Origin of the sequence: Puia dinghuensis (assembly GCF_014642875.1) — a bacterium.
GTDB lineage: Bacteria > Bacteroidota > Bacteroidia > Chitinophagales > Chitinophagaceae > Puia > Puia dinghuensis.
Genome location: NZ_BMJC01000004.1, coordinates 725,061 through 747,116, shown reverse-complemented (window position 1 = coordinate 747,116; position 22,056 = coordinate 725,061). Strand labels below are relative to the sequence as shown.

Genomic DNA, 22,056 nt, shown 5'->3' with positions numbered 1-22,056 from the left:
TTTCAATATGTATCTGCAAAGACGCAATCGCATTTTACGCCAGACGCCGGCCATCCGGGCGATGGTGGCCGAGACGGTGTTGACGCCGAACGATTTTATTGTACCCTTATTTATCGACGAAGGCAAGGGAGTAGAAACGGAGATCGCTTCGATGCCCGGCTATTTTCGCCGGAGCCTGGATGGAACGGTCAAAGAAGTAAAAGAGCTGTGGAGCCTGGGGATCAAGTGTGTCCTGCTTTTTGTCAAGAGTAAAGACGAGTTGAAAGACAATACGGGGAAAGAGGCCTGGAACCCGGACGGCCTGATGCAACGCAGCATCAAAGCCATCAAGGATGCCGTGCCGGATATGGTAGTCATGACGGATGTCGCGCTTGACCCCTACTCTTCTTATGGACATGACGGCATTGTGGAGAATGGAGAGATCGTCAACGACGCCACTGTTGAAGCTTTGATAAAGATGAGCCTTAGTCATGCCGAAGCGGGCGCCGACTGGGTTGCGCCGAGCGACATGATGGATGGGCGCATCGGAGCGATTCGCCAGGCGCTGGAAGAACACCGGTTTACCAAGACGGGGATCATGGCCTATAGCGCCAAATATGCTTCCTGTTTCTATGGTCCATTCCGGGATGCGCTTGATTCGGCGCCGGGCTTTGGGGATAAAAAGACCTACCAGATGGACCCGGCCAACCGGCTGGAGGCGGTGAAAGAAGCGCTGATGGATGTAGAAGAAGGGGCGGATATCGTCATGGTAAAGCCTGCCCTACCCTACCTGGATATTATCCGCGAGGTGAAGAACAATGTCCATGTGCCGGTGAGCGCCTATAATATCAGCGGGGAATACGCCTTGATAAAAGCCGCGGCGAAAATGGGCTGGATCAATGAAGAAAAGGCGATGATGGAAACGTTGACCTCTATCAAGCGGGCGGGAGCCGACCTCATCGCCACGTATTTTGCGAAAGACGCAGCCAAATTATTGAATAAATAAGATGTATACTAAGAGCAAAGAACTTTTTGAAAGAGCACAGCAGAGTATTCCGGGTGGCGTAAATTCTCCGGTCCGCGCGTTTCGCAGTGTTGGCGGCACGCCGGTGTTTATGAAGCGGGCGCAGGGCGCCTATCTCTTTGATGTGGATGGCAACCGATATATCGATTATATCGCTTCCTGGGGACCGATGATCCTCGGGCATGCGTGGGAGCCTGTCGTAAAAGCCATCCAGGAATATGCGGTCTTCTCTACTTCCTATGGCGCCCCGACAGAATTGGAGGTAGAAATGGCGGAACTTATTCGCAGCATGGCGCCCAACCTCGACCTGGTGCGGATGGTCAGCAGCGGCACCGAAGCCTGTATGAGCGCTATCCGCCTGGCAAGGGGGTTTACGGGCAGGAACAAGATCATCAAATTCGAAGGTCATTATCACGGTCATGCAGACCCGTTTCTGGTGAAAGCCGGTAGTGGGGTAGCAACATTCAATATCCAAACGGTGCCCGGGGTCACTCCCGGAGTGGCGCAGGACACGCTGACCGCAGCCTATAACGATCTGGCGGGGGTGGAGCAGCTTGTGGCAGCCTATCCCGGGGCCATCGCGGCCATCATCGTCGAACCGGTGGCGGGGAATATGGGTTGTATCCTTCCCGAGCCCGGTTTCCTCGAGGGGCTGAGGGCTATCTGCGACCGGGAGGGGATCGTGTTTATCCTGGATGAGGTGATGACGGGTTTCCGGCTGGCGCCCGGCGGAGCGCAGCAACGGCTGGGTATCCGGGCCGATCTGCTCACCTATGGTAAGGTGATCGGCGGCGGCATGCCGGTTGGCGCTTTTGGCGGAAGAAAAGACATTATGCAACATATCTCTCCGCTGGGGAATGTATACCAGGCCGGAACGCTTAGCGGCAACCCGATCGCGATGATCGCGGGGTATACGGTGCTTTCGGCGTTGAAGGCGAATCCAGGTATCTACACCGAATTGGAGGAGAAGACAATTTATTTAAGGGACGAATTGGATCGCGTGTTTCGCGCCTGGGGTGAGCCCTACCGCATCAACCAAATCGGGTCGATGATCAGCGTGCATTTCAGCGATCACCCCGTGCGGGATTTTAGCTCGGCTTCCGGCGCTAATAATGAGCTGTTCAAACTTTTCTTTCATTCGATGCTGCGGCGCGGTGTTTATCTGCCACCTTCTGCTTTTGAGAGCTGGTTTCTCAATAATGCGTTGACGCGGACCGATCTGGACGCGACGGTGCGGGCCGCGGAGGAAAGCCTGGCGGAGTTGAATGGCTAACGCTTAGTGCAGCAGGAGTTCACACGGCTTCAGACCCGTGTGTTTCTTGAAGGCGGTGGAGAAATGAGAAATGGAGGAATAGCCCAGCATCACCGAGACTTCGGTTACACTGAGGCCTTTTTCGTAGAGCAGGTAGCGGGCGTGTTCCATGCGCTGCCCCTGGTAGAAATCGAAGATGGTCGTTCCGAACATTTCCTTGAACCCCTTTTTCAGATAACACTCGTTGATGGCCACCTTGCGGCTCAACTCTTTTATGGTGAGCGGTTCGCCGATATGCTTTAGCAGGAGTTCGCGGGCAAAGACGATCTTTTCCCTATCGGCCTCATTTGCCAGGAATTTACATTGGAAACCTTCCACTTCTTTTTCACCTACCATACATTCGAGGCTATAGAGCAGGAGCATCTGGCTCTGGGCGTTGATATAAATGTTCTCCAGGCTGCCCGTATAGGTGTGGTTGAGCACGGTTTCCAGCACCAGGCGGGTTCTCCCGCAGAGGGAAAGGGTCTTTGAAAAGGAGCCGGGATGCCGGAATTCGAGCAGGTTGTCGCTTACAGTGCTTTCGGGTTTCCGGGATCTTGCAAACTGGGTGAGATGGACGGGGTGAAAGCGGAAACTGAGGACATCCACGGTGTCGACGCGTTCGGTACAGCCGGGTGTGGCGTTGAACTTGCAGGCGTCACAGGGCGCTTCCTTGGCGCGGCAGTAGACGTTGCCGGCAATGCAAAACCGTAATTCGAGATAGTTACGGGCGGGTTCTTCCTTCTTGTAGTGATAGACCATCATCCCCATGTCTTCCAGGGCCCATTGGGGATGTTTCCGGTAGCGCCGGATGGTATATTGAACGGAGCCGGGTATCTGCTGTTCTTTTTCCTGAAAAGGGATCAGCTGATCCTGCATGACGGGTTGTTTATACGCCATGGTGAGGATATCCGGTTCCTGGTACGCCGCCTGTGAGATCATTCTGCAAATTTAAGTCTGAAACGGAGAATATCTACAAGCCGTAGACCGGATGGTTCAAAATGGGTGTTTTTTGACAAAACTGTGACGCCGGGAGGCCGCCGGCCGGTGGCCGGCGGCGAGGGGGAATTGGGGATATTAATACCCTGGAAATGCCCGGAAACCCCTTATTTTTCGTACATTTGTGATCCCTATTAATTTATTGTTAACTACACTATTCCAGTCAAAATATGAGTGAAACAACACAGGAAGTCCTCGCCTCAGCCGGCAACGGATATGGGGCAGACAGTATCCAGGTACTCGAAGGTTTGGAGGCCGTCCGCAAGCGTCCTGCCATGTATATCGGTGACATCGGCGTAAAAGGCCTGCATCACCTGGTATATGAGGTCGTGGACAACTCCATCGACGAGGCCCTGGCGGGATATTGTAAGAACATTTTGGTTACTATTTTCGAAGATAACTCCGTCCAGGTGGACGATGATGGCCGTGGTATCCCTACCGGGATCAACACAAAGGAGAAGAAGAGCGCCCTGGAAATGGTGATGACCATTCTGCATGCCGGGGGCAAATTCGATAAGAACACGTATAAAGTCTCCGGCGGTCTCCACGGGGTGGGCGTCAGTTGCGTGAATGCGCTGAGTTCGGACCTGCATGCAACGGTCTACCGGGAAGGGAAGATCTTCGAGCAGGAATACAAGATCGGGGTGCCGCAGTATGAAGTACGGGAGATCGGCACGAGTGATAAAACGGGCACTACTATTCGTTTCTGGCCCGATGCGACGATCTTCATCACGACAGAATACAACAAGGATATCCTGGAAGGCCGTCTCCGGGAGCTGGCTTTTCTTAACCGGGGGGTTCGGATCACGCTGAACGACCTGCGGGAAAAAGAGGAAGATGGCAGCACTTACACCAAGACCTTTTACAGCGAAGGCGGCATCGTCGAATTCGTAGATATGCTGGATAAAAATGCGGGCCGGCAGCCGCTGATCCCCAAGGTCATCTATGTGGAAGGCCGGGACGAAGCGACCAATGTGGCGGTGGAGATCGCGCTGACGTACAATGACAGCTATAGCGAGCATATCTATTCCTACGTCAACAACATCAACACCATCGAAGGCGGCACCCACGTGGCCGGCTTCCGCCGGGCCCTCACCCGGGTCTTTAAGTCGTATGGCGACAAGCAAGGCTTTTTCGAAAAGGCGAAGGTCGAGATCGAAGGGGATGATTTCCGGGAGGGGCTGAGCACCATCGTATCGGTGAAGGTGCCGGAACCGCAGTTTGAAGGGCAGACAAAGACGAAACTTGGGAATAACGAGGTCAGCGGCGTGGTTGATTCCACTGTCAGCAAGGTGCTCGAGGCTTACCTGGAGGAAAATCCCCGGGAAGCAAAGAATATCATCCAAAAAGTGATCCTGGCGGCCCAGGCGAGAGCGGCGGCGAAGAAGGCCCGGGAATTGGTGCAACGTAAGAGTGTGCTCAGCGGCGGTGGGCTGCCGGGTAAATTGGCCGACTGTTCTGACCGGAACCCCGATCGCTGTGAGCTGTTCCTGGTCGAAGGTGACTCGGCAGGTGGTACGGCCAAGCAGGGCCGCGACCGCAGTTTCCAGGCCATCCTGCCGTTGCGGGGTAAGATCCTCAACGTAGAGAAGGCAATGGAGCATAAGATCTACGAGAACGAAGAAATTCGCAACATGTATACTGCACTGGGGGTAACCGTCGGTACGCCCGAGGACCCCAAGGCGCTTAATCTCGCCAAGCTGCGGTATCACAAGCTGATCATCATGACCGATGCCGATGTGGACGGAAGCCATATCGCCACGCTGATATTGACTTTTATCTACCGCTATATGAAGGAGATGGTGGAACAAGGTTACGTGTATCTTGCTCAACCGCCGTTATATCTCGTGAAGAAAGGAAAAGAGCAGTCTTATGCGTGGAACGAAGAGCAAAGACGCGGTTGGGTCGAGAGATTGGGAGGCGGCAAGGAAGACAGCGTCACCGTGCAACGTTATAAAGGGCTGGGAGAAATGAACTCCGATCAGCTGTGGGACACGACGATGAACCCTGAGACCCGGACCCTGAAACAGGTGACTATCGAAAGTGCGGCCGAGGCCGATCGCATCTTTAGCATGCTGATGGGGGATGAGGTTGCCCCACGGCGGGATTTTATCGAGTCCCATGCAAAATATGCGAAATTGGACGTATAGCCAGAAATCGGTAATATTACAGTATTTCCTACTAACCGCCCTGCTTAGCAGGCATTAAATCAATGAGTTATGTCAGATGTAACACTTACGGCTTACAATGTCAAGACGAAAGAGAAGAATGTGCCCATCCAGGATGCCGTCATCACGAAGACCGCGAAGGGTGCTTATATGGCGCAGGGACATGATGGAAAGGGTAACAAGCTGACGACCCTGCTGGGTGAGGAAAAGGCCCTGGCGGCGATAAAGGCAGGTCTCGCCAAACAAGGCTGGTAGTGGCTTTCCCACCAATTGGAAAACCGTAGCTATTCTTTTAGATTTAGACTTTTCCCCAATTCCCCCATAACAAATCAAGGTTAACGGCTGCAGGACCTTCTAAGCCCTGCAGCCGTATTGCCGTGTGCATCAACTGCCGATGAAGTACCGGAGCCCGATGGTGTACGTATTGTTTCCGGTGAGGGAGCTTGCTGCACCAAAGGTGGAGCCGGAGTAATGGTAGTCCGGTTGGTTCGTATAGGTCAGGTTCTGCTTTGTATGCGTATAGTTGACGGCGAAAAAGTTCGTCAGCGCGAGTTCCAATTGCCATTTTTGGTTTATCGCATAGGCGATGCCCGGGAAGAACTGTAAGTTAAAGCCATAAGAATCGGTGACATTCGAGGTAATCACGTTGTTGTTCGCGGGTTCATCTTGCGCGCTGTGCAGATAGTTGCCACTGAGCCGGGTCTGACCGAAGAGGTAGAACCCGTTTCCTATTGACCGGTATTTCCGTAGAAAGATGCCGGCTGCAAAGCCGTTGCCATTGGTTTTATCTCCCTGGCCATCGTTCGAATTGTCGTAGGTGTAGGCGACGTCGAAGCCGAGCACCAGGTTGTCCTTTACCACCTTACCGAAGGAGGGGGCGATGGTGATGCTCTGGTACTTTGTGGAGTAGGGACTGCCATTGCCAGAGGAAATGGTCTGCGTCTGGTTGCTGTAATACAGGTTTCCGCCGAGGACGATATCGCCCTTTTTTATTTGCGCCTGGGCGAGCGTACAGATGAGGACAGTAAAAGTCAGTAAAGAGAATTGCTTCATAAAATAAAATTTTGTTGCGGCGAAGATGAGGAGAAGAAAAGGGATATGCAATGCCGTTAGCTTACTTTAATAAAAGTTTAAGCAAAGGATTAAAAGCGGTTTAATTAACTCCGCTTTAACCAGCACAGCATGGGGGTAGCGCTGCGATGCCCTTCTTAACGGATAGCATCCGCGCCGAAGTAGGAATGTAGCGCAGGGGGCAGCGCGATGAAACCGTCTTTTTGGTGATTCTCCAGCATACAGGCCACGATGCGGGGAAGCGCCAGCGAGCTTCCGTTGAGGGAGTGCACCAGGTTGGTCTTGCCGGCACCGTCCTTGTAACGGATCTTCATGCGATTGGTCTGAAAGGCTTCGAAATTACTGACCGAACTGACTTCCAACCATTTTTCCTGGGCGGCGCTGAAGACCTCGAAATCATAGGTCATGGCTGAAGTGAACCCCATATCGCCGCCGCATAAGCGAAGGATGCGATAGGGCAGGTCGAGCGACTGCAATAATTTTTCAACATGCAGCACCATCTCTTCGAGCACGTCGTAGCTTTTGGCGGGGTCTACGAGCTGTACGATCTCGACCTTGTCGAACTGATGCAGGCGGTTGAGACCACGGACGTCCTTGCCATAACTGCCGGCTTCGCGACGGAAACAGGGGGTATAGGCCGTCATTCTTAGCGGCAATTGCGTCTCTTTGAGGATCTCATCGCGGAAGATGTTCGTCACCGGAACCTCGGCGGTGGGTATCAGGTAGAGGTTGTCTTCCCCTACATAATACATCTGGCCTTCTTTATCCGGCAATTGCCCGGTGCCGCGGGCGGAAGCTTCGTTGACCATAATGGGCGGCTGGTATTCCGTATAGCCGGCGGCGGTGTTATAGTCTAGAAAATATTGGATCAGAGCGCGTTGTAGTTTTGCGCCTTTGTTGATATAGACGGGGAAGCCGCTGCCCGTGATCTTATTTCCCAGTTCGAAGTCGATGAGATCGTATTTTTTTGCAAGATCCCAATGCGGGAGGGCGCCTGCGGGCAGCGTGGGTTTGGCGCCGCCTTCGCGGATGGTGACGTTGTCTTCGGGTGTCTTTCCGGGGGGCACAGCCGCTGCGGGGAGGTTGGGCAGGCGGAGGAGACTCGCATTGAGCTGTTCTTCGACCGCGGCCAATTGATCGGCGATGGGAGCCAGGGCGGCCTTTAATGTTGCTACCTCACCCTTCTTTTGTTCGGCTTCCTGTTTCTGGCCTTTTGCCATCAGGGCGCCGATCTCTTTGGAATGGGCATTTATCCTGGACTGTGTGGTGTCGGATTCGAGCTGTAGTTTTCTGCGTTGGTCGTCGAGGGCTACGATGGTGTCGACCAAGCCGGTGTCGGGAAAATTTCGGATGCTTAATCTTTCCTTTACAAACTCCACATTCTGGCGGATAAATGCCACTTGTAACATTTTCTGATTTTTGCGGTAAAGATAAGACGCTAATGGTGTAATTTGTGCAAAACCTTCTATATGGTAGACCCTACAATGATCACCACAAGCACTGAACTGGATGGACACCGCATCGTCCGTAACCTGGGTGTTGTCCGGGGTATTACTGTGCGGTCGCGCAGCGTACTCGGTAATATTGCCGGTGGATTGCAAACCCTGTTTGGCGGGCAGATCTCCATTTATGTGGACCTCTGCGAAAAGACAAGGGAAGAGGCTTTCCAGTATATGATGCAACATGCTGCCGAGCGTGGAGCGAATGCTGTTATCTGTATGCGGTATGACGCCAATGAAGTGATGAATGGGGTCACCGAAGTCCTGGCTTATGGGACGGCAGTAGTGGTCGAGAAGGAATGATGTACCTTTGCGGGATGCAACCATTACAAGATGATCTGCAAGTCCGTTGGTGGAACCTGGAAGCGCGCCTTGTCGAACGGTTTGGCAAGAAGCCTGACATGGAGACTATTTTGTTCCTCATCGGAGTGCAGGAGTTTGGAGACCTCCGCAAGAAATTCTCCAAAGAAGAGAAACAAGACCTCATGCATATCGCGGTCTGCACGCTTTTCGGGCAGAGTGGTTATTACCGGCTCGACCGGGTGGACGAGCAGGGGTGGCCGCATTTTGTCCAGCTAAAGGCCCTCCCGGAAATGGGGCTGGTGGAGCAGGAAAACTTCCTGAAGGACCACATCCTCTTATATTTCGACAATGCAGAGATAGGGGAAGAACCGGATATCATATAGGGCTCATCCGCCGCAGACAGGGCTATGTCAAATAATTAATCCAGGGGTGATTCAATTTCCAAGCCTTTTTATAATATTTGCAGCATAAAAAATTTACTTACCATGAATTTCCCTGATAAACTGCGCTACACGAAGGACCATGAATGGATTCGGCTGGAAAAAGACAATGTTGCCGTCATCGGCATTACGGATTTTGCACAAAAGGAATTGGGTGATATCGTTTATGTGGAGGTGGAAACGGTAGGAAAGGCGCTGGCTGCGGAGACCGTCTTTGGTACTGTTGAAGCCGTAAAGACGGTGTCGGACCTCTACCTGCCGGTTGCGGGAACGATCCTGGAAGTAAACCCCGAATTGGGGGCCGCTCCCGATCTTGTCAATTCCGATCCTTATGGGAAAGGCTGGATGATCAAGATGACCGTAGACAATCCGGCAGACGTGGATAAGCTGATGGATGCCACTGCTTATGGCAACATTGTGCACTGAGCCCAAAAGGACTGAAGATGCGCTAATTTTCCGGTGGCGCATCTCCTGGCATATTTTCTTTATATTTAGTGTACTTATTTACATAAACCTTGGGAGTACCTACCACCTATACCGAGCAGGAATTAGTGCTGGCGTTGAAAGAGAGGAATGACCAGGCTTTCGGATTCCTCTATGATAATTATGCTGGGGCACTTTATAGCATTATCAAACAAATTATTACAGATAATTCCGAATTAGCCAGCGACGTATTGCAGGAGGTATTCATCAACATCTGGCGGAAGATAGAAACGTACGACCAGACCAAGGGACGTCTCTTTACCTGGATGCTTAATATAGCCAGGAATGCTTCCATTGATACCCTCCGATCGAAGAGTTATCAGAACTCCCAGAAAAACCAGGAGCTACCTGACAACGTATATAAGGGGGTGGCCAACCAGACCACGCAACAGAACGTAGATAATATCGGCTTAAAGAAGGTGTTGGAAACGCTGAAGCCTGAACATAGAATCCTGGTAGAACTGGCTTACTTCAAGGGTTTTACGCACGAGGAGATAGCGGACATGATGGCTATTCCCCTTGGTACCGTAAAAACCAGGATAAGGAATGCGTTACTTCAATTAAGAGATTACTTACGGTGAACGTACAAGAATACATAGAAAGCGGCATCATTGAAAGCTATGTGATGGATCTGGCCAGCGAGTCGGAAAGGGCTGAATTTGAGCGATATTGTGCGCAGTATCCTGAGCTGGTGGCAGCACGCAGGAAATTCGAAGAAAAGCTTGAAGCATACGCATCGCAGAATGCGGTGCCTCCCCCTCCAGAGGTTAAGGTGAAAGTTTTAGAAGCCGTCGGGAAAGAATCCCGGCCGGTTTCTTCTTCAATTCCACCAAAATTAATCAACATGGAAAATGCAAAGACTTCGCCGCCCGCCCGGTCTTCGGGCCTACTGAAATTCGTTGCTGCCGCTGCTGTCTTGTTGCTCATCGGAATGGCGTATCTCTACTACCAGACCCGGCAGGAGAACAAAGATCTGACCAGCAGTAACGACCGGCTCAGGGAATCCCTGGACACCACCAAGAACATCCTGAACAAGATCGTCGAAGAACAAAAGCAGGTGGTTGGCGACCCGAACACGCTTGTGGTCAACATGGTCGGAACCACGGTAGCGCCGAAATCTTCGGCTAATGTTTACTGGGATTCGGCGTCCTCGAGTGTCTACCTGGTTGTCAAGAACATGCCGAAGCTGCCTTCGGACCAGCAATACCAGTTGTGGGCGCTGATCGACAATCAGAAAAAAGACCTGGGGGTATTCGACGCTACCAATGACAAGGTCATTCTGAAGATGAAGAATACCAAGAAGGCGCAGGCATTTGCCATCACCATCGAGAAAAGAGGTGGCAGTGAGTCCCCTACGCTGGAAAAGCTGCAGTCCATGGGTAAGACGCTGCAAAGCCAATAGGAAAGATATTCTACAGCTATAGAAAAAAAGTCCCCGCCTGTCGGGGACTTCCCCCGACAAGCGAAGCTTGCCGGACATTATTGAAAAAAAAGCCGTCTACTTTTTTAATTTAAGACGGCCTTTTTTTTTTAATTTCCGCCCCGCATGATCCTACGTTTTATCCATAAATACCTGTCGGCACTCTATGTTCCTATCGTCTGGACCCTGCTTGTCGTTATCGCGATGTGTATCCCGGGTTCGTATATTCCCAATGAGAAGCTGTTTTACGTGCCCGATTTCGACAAACTTGTTCATATAACCCTGTTTGGGGGATTTGTGTTCCTTTGGAGCCTCTATCTGACGAAGCGTGGGCTTTCCTTTACACGACTGCTGGTGGGTTTCTTTTGCTTCTATATGCTTTCCAATTTGTTTGGCATCGCGATGGAGTTTGTCCAGAAGTACTGGATACCGGGGCGGGATTATGACCTGGGGGATATCATTGCGGATATGTTCGGAGCGGGGTTCGGGTATGGAGCCAGCAGTATTTTTCTCCTGCCCGGTAAACAAGATAACGCCCGGTGAACAGCATAACGGTTAGTCATTACTGTTAGCTGGAGGATTGGAGGGTATATAAAAGAATAAACCCCTGTAGAAACAGGGGTCGTAACCAAAACTAACTGCTTATGAGAAAATTGACTGCTTTATGTGAGTCAAATAGAAAAGACTGATTTTACCATACATAACGCAAAACAGGTGCCAATGTTGTGTTGCGTTGCTTTTAATGGACTTTGCTACTACAAAACTACGGTGGAAATCGTTGTTTCCTTTCCCTAATTGGGAGTAATAACATTTATTTAGCATTACCCCTTATTAAGTTATACAATTTCTTACTTTGTAGCAAGTTTTAGCGCCATTTTTTTAAAGAACTAGTGCAATCGACCGCACATATATAAAGACGCAAAATTGAGCAAAAGGTTTACTCGCCATCCGTTAAAATAACGTGAAAGGCCCAGGTTTCTGTAACAATCCCCCAGGCTTTAATTCGGTTTTAATGTTGGTATACCCACTTTGTGGTATATCGGGCCCCTCTTATGGTAAACGGGGGTCCTCGCCGGGGTAATTTTAGTTCTGACGGGCCATCTTTTCGGCGTTTTCTGCGAATTGCAGGGCGTCGATGAATTCCTGGATATTTCCATTGAGGACGTCGTCCAGATTATAGACGGTGAGGCCGATGCGGTGATCGGTGACGCGGCCCTGTGGGAAGTTGTATGTTCTGATCTTGGCGCTGCGATCGCCGGTGCTGACCAGGCTTTTGCGGTGGCGGGCGATCTCTTCTTCCTGTTTACGCACCTGGTCCTCATAAAGCTTTGTACGCAGCATCTGCATGGCTTTTTCGCGGTTGCCCAATTGGCTGCGTTCGGTCTGGCATACTACCACAACCCCGGTAGGGATATGGGTTAGGAAAACCTTTGTTTCCACCTTGTTGACGTTTTGCCCGCCTGCGCCACCGCTTCGGGCCGTCTCCATCTTTACATCGCTTTCCTTTAATTCGAAGTCTACTTCTTCGGCTTCGGGCATGACGGCGACGGTGGCGGCGCTGGTATGGACCCGGCCGCTTTGTTCGGTGTCGGGCACCCGTTGTACCCGGTGGACCCCACTTTCGAACTTAAGGGTGCCATAGACGTCGTCGCCCACCACTTCCACCTGTACTTCCTTATAACCACCGACGGTGCCTTCGCTTTCGCTGAGGATGGCTGTTTTCCAGCCCCGGCGTTCGCAGTATTTTATGTACATCCGCAGGAGGTCGCCGGCAAAGAGGCTGGCTTCGTCGCCTCCTGTACCCGCCCTGATCTCGAGGATGGCGTTTTTCTCGTCCTGTGGATCTTTGGGTATCAGCAGCTGACGGATATGGGCTTCCATCTCGATCTTGCTTTCTTCCAATGCCGGTGCTTCCGCCTTAGCCAGTTCCCGCAGTTCTGCGTCGTCGCCATTGAGGGCTTCCTTATTGAATTCGATGGTATCCAACAGGTTCTTATATTCGTCATGGGCCCGGACGATCTTTTCGATGCTGCGGTATTCCTTGCTCATGGCGCTGAATTTCCGGTTATCGCTGACGATCTCCGGGTTACTCAGGGCAACTCCCAGGTCTTCGAAACGGGCTTTTATGGCTTCCAGTTTATCTAGCATATATTTGAGCGGCAAAGATAACTTGTTTACGAATGACTTATCGAAAATTCAAAGCCGATTTCTTATTTACGGGAGAGGGGTTTGCCAGGGAAGATAGCGTGTTGGTTACCACGGATGACGGCAGGGTGCAGGATGTTATCCCGGCCGCAGCGGCGGGGGAAGATGTGGCCTATTATCCGGGCGTGCTGAGCCCCGGTTTTGTCAATTGTCATTGCCATCTGGAGCTGTCGCATATGCGGGGAGTAGTGCCCGAGGCGACGGGGTTGGTGGAGTTTCTCAGCACGGTGATCCGGGGAAGGGGTGTGGAGAATCCGGAGGCGATCGCTGGGGCGATCGCGGCTGGAGAGGAGGAGATGCTGGTGGGCGGCATCGTGGCTGTGGGGGATATCTGTAATACGGCCGACACGCTGGAACAGAAGCGAAAGGGGCGGCTTCATTATTACAATTTCATCGAAACCATCGGGTTTATCGAGGGTGGGGCGCAGCTGCGGTTCGACCACAGCAGGAGGGTGCTGGCGGACTTTGGCGACGGGGTCATCGTGCCGCATGCGCCTTATTCGGTTTCCCCTGCCTTATTCCGGATGATCGCGGAACAGGCGGGCGGACGGGTGCTGACGATCCATAACCAGGAAAGCGAGGCGGAGAATGCCTTCCTTCTGGTGGGGAAGGGGGAGTTTTTGCGTCTGTATGCCGCACTTGGGCTGGATGTTTCCTTTTTCGAGGGGACGGGAGTCAGAAGCCTGGAGAGCTGGCTGGCTTATTTTGATCCGGCCCAGCCGGTGATCGCCGTGCACAATGTGGCGACGCGGGAAGAAGACCTGCGCATGGCCCGAGGGTATAACCTAAGGTATTGTTTGTGTCCAAATGCCAATCTTTATATTGGCAGACAGCTGCCGGATGTGGAGTTGCTGGTGCGGTCGGGATGTTTTATTGTCGTCGGTACGGATAGTCTGGCTTCGAACCATGGGCTGAGCATTCTGGAAGAGCTGAAGACGTTGCAGCTGGCATTTCCGGGTTTGGAGACCTCCATTCTGCTGCAATGGGCTACGCTAAACGGGGCGCTTGCGTTGGGGATGGAGCAGCAGTTGGGAAGCTTTGCACCGGGGAAGCGGCCGGGGGTGGTGTTGATAGAGGGTGTGGAAGGCGGGCGGCTTGGTGGGGCTTCGGTGAAGCGATTGATTTAGGACAGGACGGTTTGCAGCACGTTGAGGGTACGCATCTCGCCGAAGTCGGGGACATGCAGCGCATAGAAAGTTCTGTAAGCCTGGAGCAGGATGCGCCGGGTGTCCTGGTTGAGGGGAAGCCCTTGTAGTTCGAGCGGCTGTTGGACGCGCAGCAGTTGGGCCGTGATAAAACTAAACGGGTCTTCGAGAAGGAGGTGATGTTCGGGATGTTCGGCCACGAACTGGCCTTCCTTCAGATCGAGGTAGGGTGTGCTTTCGCTATAACTGTCTTCGATCTTAAAGCCGAAAAAGCCGGCCAGGTGGAGGATGAAGAATAGCGGGAAGTTGGCGAGGACGCGGCCTTCGGCCGCGTCGAGATGCAGGAAAGCGTCTTCGATGAAATAAAACAGTTCGGGGTTAGGCTCCGGCTGTTTGATGCATTTCTGCAGCAACTCGACCATGAACAGGGCGACGGCATTCTTTATGACGTCGAAGAAGATGTGCTGGTAGAGGACGCCCCATTTGAACTCACGGAGCCGTTGCAGATTTTTCAGCTCGTTGTGATAGACCACGAGATCGAGGATGGCCGCAGGCTGGAAGAGATTGGCTTTTCCCATTCCCTTGCGGGAGCTTGTCCTGACGCCGTTGACGAGATAGGATTGGATGCCGAAAAGCTCGGTGTAGAGGGTGACGATGAGGCTGGTTTCGCCGTATTTTACCCCCTTCAGGACGATTCCTTTGGTCTTGTGTAATTGCACTTGTAAAAATACGTTTATTTGCAAAGTAAATTATTCATACATGTGGGAATCCATCGCCCGTCTTGTCCTCAAATTCCGGTTAGTTTGGCTCGTTGTATTGTTATCTGTCACTGGTTATATGGCCTTCCGGGCGAGCCGGGTGAAACTGAGCTATGATTTCAACAGCGCGATCCCCACGGATAATCCCAAGTATAAGGAATACCAGGAATTCCGAAAGACGTTTGGCGAGGATGGCAACCTGTTGGTCGTCGGTGTACAGACGGACAAGCTCTTTCAATTGCCTGTATTCACCGATTATATCGGGCTGACGGAAGCGTTGAAGCGGGTTGCGGGAGTAGACGATGTTCTTGGGGTGTCCTCTGCCGTAAACCTGGTAAAGGATACCGTGGCGGAGAAGTTGAAGGCTGTGCCCATTTTCCCGGCACATCCTACCTCCCAGGCGCAGATCGACAGCGGCAAGGCGGTGTTGCTCGACCTGCCTTTTTACCAGGGCCTTTTGTACAATAAACAGACCAGTACCTGGCTAACGGCGGTGCACGTCAATAAGGATGTAATGAACTCTTCGCGGCGGGTCGCAACGATAAATGCCATCACCGGGCTGGTGGACAGCTTTGGAATTCGCAACGGACTGGACATGCACTATAGTGGTCTTCCCCTTCTCCGCACCAGGATGGCTGCCAAGGTGAAAACTGAAACGTCCTGGTTCCTGTTGGGGTCGTTGGTCATGATGTCGTTGATCCTTTTTCTATTCTTCCGCAGCGTCAGCACGATGTTACTATCCCTGGCAGTGGTGGGTATCGGGGTCGTCTTCAGCTTTGGAACGCTGGACCTGCTGGGCTATAAGATCACCCTGCTGAATGCCCTCACCCCCACCCTTGTCGTGGTGATCGGGATACCCAACTGCATCTACTTCATGAACAAATTCCATACGGCTTACCGGGATACGGGTGACAAACAAAAGGCCCTGATCCTGATGATCGGCCGGATGGGTGTCGTTACATTTTTCTGTAACCTGACCGCGGCCATCGGCTTTGGCGTTTTTGCGCTGACGCGCAGCTCGATATTGAATGAGTTTGGGGTGGTAGCGGGGATCAATATCATGCTGTTGTTCTTTATCTCCATTATCCTGATCCCCGCGGTGTTGAGCTACCTGCCGGCGCCGAAGCCGAAGCATATGCTCTACCTGCAGAACCGCTGGCTGGCGGCCGTGCTAAAGCGGCTGGAGATATGGACCCTGCATCACCGGAGAATTATCTATGCCGTAACGGTGCTCATCGTGGCGGTGTCGGTAGCGGGGATGTTCAGGCTGAGATCGGAAGGATTTATCGTGGATGATCTGCCGCAGAAGGACAAGCTATATACCGACCTGAAGTTCTTCGAAAAGAACTTCAAGGGGGTGATGCCGTTGGAGATTGTGATCGATACCAAACGAAGGAAGGGTTTGAGGGCCGGCATGGCGAAGACCCTGGACAGCATCGATCAGCTGTCTGCCTATATTGGCGCACAGCCCGAGATGGCCCGGCCGCTGTCGCTGGTGGAGGGGCTGAAGTTTGTGCGGCAGGCCTATTATGGGGCGGATAGTTCGGGCTACCTCGTTCCCAACCAGATGGACCTGAGCTTTATTGTTTCCTATCTGGGTCTTGGTGAGAAGGCATCTGCCGCGGGCGGTTCGGGCAGCGTCGGCAACGGCGGGAGCCACGAGGTGCGAAGCGGGGCAAATACAAACAGCCTGACGAAACTATTATGGAGCTTTGTGGATAGTAACCAGCAGAAACTTCGGGTGAGCGTTCAAATGGCGGATATCGGCAGCAAGCGGCTTCCGGCAGTGCTTGGCGACCTGGAGAAGCGGGCGCATACCCTGTTCGATACGGCGAGATACCGGGTCACGTTTACGGGGACGAGTGTCACCTACCTGGAAGGAAGCAGTTTTATCATCAGGGGGCTGAAGGATAGTATCCAGTGGGCCTTTGTGCTCATCGCCGCCTGTATGCTTTTCCTGTTCAGGAGCCTGCGTATCCTGCTCTGCAGCCTGGTGCCGAATGTGATCCCGCTGCTGATAACGGCGGGGATCATGGGCTGGGCCGGCGTGCGGCTCCGGCCTTCGACGGTGATCGTCTTTAGCATAGCCCTGGGTATCGCCATCGATATCACCATCCGGTTTCTGGTGAATTACAAACAGGATTCGATGGGTAAAAAACCGGAGGATGCCGTGATCGATACCATCAATACGACGGGGATCAGCATCCTTTATACCTCGCTGGTGCTGACGGCGGGTTTTGTCATCTTTTGCTTTAGTGATTTCGGGGGCATCCTGGCGCTTGGCTGGCTGACCTCGCTGACGCTGGTGATTGCTACCGTCACCAATCTTGTGTTCTTACCGGTGTTGTTGCTGGGATTGATAAAGGGTCGCGCGAAGCCTGCCTTAGATATCGACAAGGCCGTTCTTGATGGCAAACATGACCAGACCGACGCGGGTGCGCACCTTTAGCTTTTCAAATAAGGTATTCCGGTAATTGTCGACGGTGCGGGGGCTGATGAACATCTTGTCGGCGATGTCCTTGTAAGACAATTCGGAGCATACCAGCCGGAGAAATTCTTTCTCCTTATCGCTGAGTACGATGGGGTCTTCGGGGTTACCCAGGTCTTTATGGAGGCCACTGATGATCTTCCCGGAGATGTATTCCGAAAGATAAAAATCCTTCTTCATGATGGAGTCGAGGGCCAGCTTCAGCTCTTCGGGTTCGATGTTCTTCAGGATATAGCCCTTGGCGCCGAGGCGGAGCATGCGGATGATGGTATTCTCATCGCTGAACATCGAGAGTGCGAGCACTTTTACCTGGGGATAGTTCTTGTGCAGCCATCTCACTGTCTCATAGCCGTCCATGTCGGGCATATTCACGTCCAGGATGACGATATCCGGAATGATGTTTTGGGTGATCTTTGTTTTGATATCTTTTCCGTTGTCGCCTTCGAACAATACCGCATAGGTCTCAAAGGAACCGATAAGCTTTGCCAGGGCTTTTCGTAAGAGACTGTGATCATCCACAATACCGACCTGTATTTTCTTTGTTGCTGCTCCCATAATCTAATCAAATTATAATATTCCCTTTTCCAGGGGCAATTCCACCTTGATGGAAGTCCCTTTGCCTGGCTGACTTTGAACTGTGATTTGAGCGCCGATCAGGGAGGCACGGTTTGTCATACTTTTCAGGCCAATGCCGCTTGATGAGGATGCCTGAGTCCGCTTTTTTTCAACATCAAAACCAACCCCGTTATCCTCTACTTTCAGAACAAATTTATTATCAATTGAGTAATTAACCGCAATATTTACGTGGGTGGCTTTAGAATGCTTCAAAATGTTGTTGATCATCTCCTGGAACATCCGGAATACGAATATAGATCGTTGATCTTCAAGTCGATATTCCTCCCCGACGACGTCGAAGTCCACTTTTAGCAGCCCGGTGCGCTGGATACTGTCGAGGTCGAAACGGATGGCTTCGACCAGGCCGATCTGGGCTATGCGGTCGGTATGCATGCTTTTTGTGAGATTGCCCATGTCGAAGATGACCTTGTTGAGCATCTGCCGGCTGGCCTGGACGCTTTCGTAGGCGACGTGGTCTTTTTCGAGCGGGAGGATGGAAAGGGACAGTTTGACTACGGATAGTACCTGCCCGATGTTGTCGTGCAATTCCTGGGCGATGGTCTTGAAGGTTGTCTCCTGGATCTCCAACTGCGAGCGCAGCAGCTCTTGCTGGTATTGGTCTTTCATCCGGGCCAGCTGCTGTATCTGGCGGTGCTGGCGGCGTTGATAAAGGAAGAGCATGGTGACAATGAAGCCGACCAGGAGCAGGGCCAGAGCGATCCCCATTAATATTATAATGACGACTTCCTGATTTTCAGCCGGCATAGGAAAGCGATGACTAAAGAAGTGTATAACAGGATATCCAATACGTTGAATATGGAATTGAGGTTCACGATGATAAACCGGGGCATTTTGCCCAGGTTATTGGCCATCCCATATAAAGGGAAACTGCAGGAGAAATAGAACAAGAGGCCCGAACAGATCCAAAAATCCGGGTTTCGGGTGAGGTTGACCGATTGGGGCCGTTGGAATAATTCAAAGAAATAGAATATACAAAGGGCGACCACCAGCAAACCGCCGAGGGAATAAGTGATCGTGTGAAAGGTGTTGATCTTTTGATATAGGAGAATATTCAGTCCTGCTATCAGCGGATATATCCAGATGAGGTGAAAGGCTATTTTTCTTACGACAGGCTGACGGATGATGCGGTATAGCAGAAAAAAATAAAAACAATACTGAAAGATGGTCAGGGGATTAAAGAGCGGCATGTTATTGATGATCCGTGCGGCGAGGTAGCTGCATATTCCCAGGACAACGGTGACGATGGAAAGGAAGGGTGGAAAAAGGCGGAGATAAATGTCGGAAGGGCCCTGACGATAGAGAGTGAAACTGGCCAGCAAGGCAATAACTACTACGAAGAAACTGACAAACTGCGACATTTGCCAGCAAAATAATTCTTATTTCTCACTTCTGCTACTAAAAAGCTGCCCGGGTCATGATTTCCGGGCAGCTATTTTTTTTATCAAGACCAGGGGTTAGGCAACGACCATCCCTTTGTCGCCACGATCGATGAGGACGGCGCCCTTTTTGAAAAAGCCGCTGCCACAGAAAGGAGGGCAAAGAGGCATGTCGCCATATGCTAGAATGCGGGCCTCCTTTCCTTCGGACATATAGATCTCTTTGTTGGCGCCTTCGTTGTTCTTGCGCGTGCCGATGAGCACGACCGTCTGACGACCAGCAAACTCAGGCACGGGTGTATAATCTTCCGGGTAGGAAGCAAAATGGAAACGCACTCCGTCACCGCCATGCAGTTTGATGCGCTCGATGAGCGTTTCCAGTTCTTCGATGGAGACAGAAGCCGTGAGGGAATCTTCCTTTCCAATTTTTTCGGAATTGTCTACCCACCGATCCTGCTTGTAGGTGGTGAGTAAAGAGGAAACCTGGTCGTTGGAGAGGAATTTGCCCGCATTTACGGATTTTTTGGCAATAGTGTTCATAGCTGACTGTTTTTGAATGTTGAAGAATAATTTGCTACGGTAAATGTATCCCCAACTCCCGCACAGGTCTAGCCGACAGGGGTCTCTAAATCAATTAATTACAAATTAATATTATCCGTAAAATAAAGGGGATCAGACGATCAGGAGCTAAATATGACAAAAAAAGGGTTTTTTAGTCATATAAAAAACAGTAAAACATCCAAGGATTGGCACGTGAAATACGCAGTCAGAATTTGCGTGTTTTACGCAAAAAAATTACGGGTCATTTTTCGGGCGGCATTTTTAGCGGTTTGACTTTTTTATTGGACATTTATTAGAGAGGTTGCCGAATGTCCCGTTTTTAATATTTGATATCCTTAAAAGAACGCTACCTGTTGAACCTGTGCTCATGCTGTGACTGTCTGACTGACGATGATCAGTCTTATTAATCGACCTGAAAATGTTTAGTTAGCAACAGCATACATAACCATTAACACCTTATCCTGTTATTTTCATGAGTGTGTGTGGGTATGTATGCTGATGCTACTGAGCCAAGATATAAACGAAAGTGCGCACCTAATTAGTACGCACGAGAATTGATCAAGGCTTACCTCCTGTTACCATTCAAAACACCGGCTTATTGCCGGTTTTTTGTTTCTATTCGTATTCCCACGCCTTTCGGGCCGATTTTCGTATTTTCGCGCCTTATTACTGCCTCATTATGAATAAGAAGATAAAATCGGCGTTGATCTCGGTCTTTTACAAAGAGGGTCTTGCGCCTATAGTAAAAAAACTACACCAATTAGGAGTGAATCTGCACTCTACCGGTGGCACCCAACAGTTCATCGAGTCGCTTGGACTCCCCTGTACACCTGTGGAAAACCTGACCTCTTACCCCTCCATTCTGGGGGGGCGCGTAAAGACCCTGCATCCGTCCGTTTTTGGAGGAATTCTGGGGCGGAGAGACAATCCCACCGACGTGGAAGAGATGGTGCGCTATCATATCCCGGAGATCGACCTGGTGATCGTCGACCTCTACCCTTTCGAGGAGACGGTAGCCAGCACGACGGATGACAAAGCTATCATTGAAAAGATAGATGTGGGTGGGCCTTCCATGATCCGCGGGGCTGCCAAGAATCATAAAGATGTCGTCGTAATCGCCTCAAGGTCACAATATGCCTGGCTGGAGAACGTGCTTACCCAACAGATGGGAGAAACGACACTGGAGCAGCGGCGGATGCTGGCGGCGCAGGCTTTTGAGGTGTGCGCGCACTATGACGTAGCCATCTCCAAATACTTCACCCCGTCGGGTGGTGATTATTTCCTCGAGTCGGTGCCTTCACCCAAATCCCTTCGCTATGGTGAGAATCCGCATCAGTCGGCCCGGTTCTATGGAAAATTGGAGGACTTCTTCGACCAGGTGAATGGGAAAGAGCTCTCTTATAACAATCTGGTAGATGTAGACGCTGCCGTGCAGCTGATACAGGAATTCAGCGGCGACAGCCGGCCGGTGTTTGCCATCATCAAGCACACGAATGTCTGTGGTATAGCCATCCGGCCTGCATTGAAGGAGGCCTGGGACGCGGCTTTAGCAGGTGACCCCGAGAGTGCCTTTGGCGGGGTATTGGCCTGTAATAAGCCCGTAGACAAGGCTACGGCTGAAGCCATCAACGAGATCTTCTTTGAAGTGCTGATCGCGCCAGCTTTCGACGCCGATGCTCTCAGTATTTTAAAATCGAAGAAGAACCGTATCCTGCTGGTGCAGCAAAAACGCGTATCGGCGGCGCAACAATATCGCAGCCTGCTCAACGGCGTGCTGCAACAGCAGACCGATGAAGGCAATTATGCCGAGTGGAAGGAAGCAGGCGGCCGGCCCGCCACGGCTGCGGAGAAAGATGACCTGAACTTTGCCAACATCGTTTGCAAGCATCTCAAGTCGAATGCCATTGCCCTGATCAAGAACCTGCAGCTGGTGGGCAAAGGTTGCGGTCAGACCAGCCGCGTGGATTCCGTGCGGCAGGCGATCGCCAAGGCGGGACAATTCAATTTCGACCTGCATGGCGCTGTACTGGCGAGCGATGCTTTCTTTCCGTTTAATGATTCGGTGCAGCTGGCGCATGCGGCCGGTGTGACTTCGTTTATCCAGCCGGGTGGTTCTATCCGGGATAAAGATTCCATCGACTATTGTGTGGAGCATAATTTAGTGATGGTGATAACGGGGATGCGGCATTTTAAGCACTAAGCTGCAGGAC

The 22,056-nt window shown here is 51.7% G+C and carries 22 protein-coding genes; 13 read left to right on the top strand and 9 right to left on the bottom strand.

What is annotated here, in order from left to right; all coding sequences use genetic code 11:
- Positions 1-7 precede the first annotated feature (7 nt).
- Together hemB and hemL are read left to right on the top strand one after the other, a co-directional pair.
- On the top strand, positions 8-985 hold the full coding sequence (gene hemB / locus IEY39_RS21090) for a porphobilinogen synthase (RefSeq protein WP_188935339.1): 978 nt from the start codon (positions 8-10) through the stop codon (positions 983-985).
- Position 986: 1 nt separating this feature from the next.
- Entirely contained in the window at positions 987-2,276 is a 1,290-nt protein-coding gene (hemL, locus tag IEY39_RS21085) for a glutamate-1-semialdehyde 2,1-aminomutase (protein WP_188935337.1), read from the top strand.
- 3 nt (positions 2,277-2,279) lie between these two features.
- Here the strand turns inward: hemL and IEY39_RS21080 are convergent, their stop codons facing one another.
- On the bottom strand, positions 2,280-3,236 hold the full coding sequence (locus IEY39_RS21080; protein WP_188935335.1) for a helix-turn-helix domain-containing protein: 957 nt from the start codon (positions 3,234-3,236) through the stop codon (positions 2,280-2,282).
- A 227-nt stretch (positions 3,237-3,463) separates the two neighbouring features.
- Between IEY39_RS21080 and gyrB the strand changes: the two genes are divergently transcribed.
- A complete protein-coding gene (gyrB, locus tag IEY39_RS21075) occupies positions 3,464-5,443 on the top strand; it encodes a DNA topoisomerase (ATP-hydrolyzing) subunit B (protein ID WP_188935332.1) in 1,980 nt (659 codons plus the stop codon).
- 69 nt (positions 5,444-5,512) lie between these two features.
- Positions 5,513-5,716: a hypothetical protein gene (locus IEY39_RS21070; protein WP_188935330.1), complete on the top strand. Its 204-nt coding sequence runs from the start codon at positions 5,513-5,515 to the stop codon at positions 5,714-5,716.
- Between the two features lie 129 nt (positions 5,717-5,845).
- On the opposite strand, the gene IEY39_RS21065 is transcribed toward IEY39_RS21070, so the two are convergent.
- Both IEY39_RS21065 and serS read right to left on the bottom strand, forming a co-directional pair.
- Entirely contained in the window at positions 5,846-6,514 is a 669-nt protein-coding gene (locus IEY39_RS21065) for a hypothetical protein (RefSeq protein WP_188935328.1), read from the bottom strand.
- 155 nt (positions 6,515-6,669) lie between these two features.
- Positions 6,670-7,941: a serine--tRNA ligase gene (gene serS / locus IEY39_RS21060; protein WP_188935326.1), complete on the bottom strand. Its 1,272-nt coding sequence runs from the start codon at positions 7,939-7,941 to the stop codon at positions 6,670-6,672.
- A gap of 60 nt (positions 7,942-8,001) precedes the next feature.
- Here serS and IEY39_RS21055 point away from each other — a divergent pair, with 60 nt between their 5' ends.
- The 6 genes from IEY39_RS21055 to IEY39_RS21030 all read left to right on the top strand — a co-directional run bounded on the left by IEY39_RS21055 (position 8,002) and on the right by IEY39_RS21030 (position 11,220).
- Positions 8,002-8,334, top strand: a complete 333-nt coding sequence (locus IEY39_RS21055) for a YbjQ family protein (RefSeq protein WP_188935324.1) — start codon at positions 8,002-8,004, stop codon at positions 8,332-8,334.
- Positions 8,335-8,348: 14 nt separating this feature from the next.
- Entirely contained in the window at positions 8,349-8,717 is a 369-nt protein-coding gene (locus tag IEY39_RS21050; RefSeq protein WP_188935322.1) for a hypothetical protein, read from the top strand.
- Between the two features lie 102 nt (positions 8,718-8,819).
- Entirely contained in the window at positions 8,820-9,200 is a 381-nt protein-coding gene (gene gcvH / locus IEY39_RS21045) for a glycine cleavage system protein GcvH (RefSeq protein WP_188935320.1), read from the top strand.
- An 89-nt stretch (positions 9,201-9,289) separates the two neighbouring features.
- A complete protein-coding gene (locus IEY39_RS21040) occupies positions 9,290-9,838 on the top strand; it encodes an RNA polymerase sigma factor (RefSeq protein WP_188935318.1) in 549 nt (182 codons plus the stop codon).
- Between the two features lie 44 nt (positions 9,839-9,882).
- A complete protein-coding gene (locus IEY39_RS21035) occupies positions 9,883-10,659 on the top strand; it encodes an anti-sigma factor (protein ID WP_229689025.1) in 777 nt (258 codons plus the stop codon).
- A gap of 144 nt (positions 10,660-10,803) precedes the next feature.
- A complete protein-coding gene (locus tag IEY39_RS21030) occupies positions 10,804-11,220 on the top strand; it encodes a VanZ family protein (protein ID WP_188935314.1) in 417 nt (138 codons plus the stop codon).
- 540 nt (positions 11,221-11,760) lie between these two features.
- Here the strand turns inward: IEY39_RS21030 and prfA are convergent.
- On the bottom strand, positions 11,761-12,825 hold the full coding sequence (gene prfA, locus IEY39_RS21025) for a peptide chain release factor 1 (RefSeq protein WP_188935312.1): 1,065 nt from the start codon (positions 12,823-12,825) through the stop codon (positions 11,761-11,763).
- 32 nt (positions 12,826-12,857) lie between these two features.
- On the opposite strand from prfA, the gene IEY39_RS21020 reads away from it, so the two are divergent.
- Positions 12,858-14,009, top strand: coding sequence for an amidohydrolase family protein (locus IEY39_RS21020; protein WP_188935310.1), 1,152 nt, complete (start codon positions 12,858-12,860; stop codon positions 14,007-14,009).
- Here IEY39_RS21020 and recO read toward each other — a convergent pair.
- Entirely contained in the window at positions 14,006-14,746 is a 741-nt protein-coding gene (gene recO, locus IEY39_RS21015) for a DNA repair protein RecO (RefSeq protein ID WP_188935307.1), read from the bottom strand. The genes IEY39_RS21020 and recO overlap by 4 nt on opposite strands.
- Before the next feature lie 40 nt (positions 14,747-14,786).
- On the opposite strand from recO, the gene IEY39_RS21010 reads away from it, so the two are divergent.
- On the top strand, positions 14,787-17,234 hold the full coding sequence (locus IEY39_RS21010) for an efflux RND transporter permease subunit (RefSeq protein WP_188935306.1): 2,448 nt from the start codon (positions 14,787-14,789) through the stop codon (positions 17,232-17,234).
- Here the strand turns inward: IEY39_RS21010 and IEY39_RS21005 are convergent.
- From IEY39_RS21005 to IEY39_RS20990, 4 genes are all read right to left on the bottom strand, one after another.
- The gene (locus IEY39_RS21005) at positions 17,169-17,828 is read right to left on the bottom strand and encodes a response regulator transcription factor (RefSeq protein ID WP_188935305.1); all 660 of its coding nucleotides are present in this window, start codon (positions 17,826-17,828) and stop codon (positions 17,169-17,171) included. The genes IEY39_RS21010 and IEY39_RS21005 overlap by 66 nt on opposite strands.
- 12 nt (positions 17,829-17,840) lie before the next feature.
- Entirely contained in the window at positions 17,841-18,653 is an 813-nt protein-coding gene (locus IEY39_RS21000) for a sensor histidine kinase (protein WP_188935304.1), read from the bottom strand.
- On the bottom strand, positions 18,620-19,267 hold the full coding sequence (locus tag IEY39_RS20995) for a hypothetical protein (RefSeq protein WP_188935303.1): 648 nt from the start codon (positions 19,265-19,267) through the stop codon (positions 18,620-18,622). Before IEY39_RS20995 ends, IEY39_RS21000 begins: the two co-directional genes overlap by 34 nt.
- A 96-nt stretch (positions 19,268-19,363) precedes the next feature.
- Positions 19,364-19,825, bottom strand: a complete 462-nt coding sequence (locus IEY39_RS20990; protein ID WP_188935301.1) for a hypothetical protein — start codon at positions 19,823-19,825, stop codon at positions 19,364-19,366.
- 700 nt (positions 19,826-20,525) lie between these two features.
- Here IEY39_RS20990 and purH point away from each other — a divergent pair.
- The gene (gene purH, locus IEY39_RS20985) at positions 20,526-22,046 is read left to right on the top strand and encodes a bifunctional phosphoribosylaminoimidazolecarboxamide formyltransferase/IMP cyclohydrolase (RefSeq protein WP_188935299.1); all 1,521 of its coding nucleotides are present in this window, start codon (positions 20,526-20,528) and stop codon (positions 22,044-22,046) included.
- The last annotated feature ends 10 nt before the right edge of the window (positions 22,047-22,056 follow it).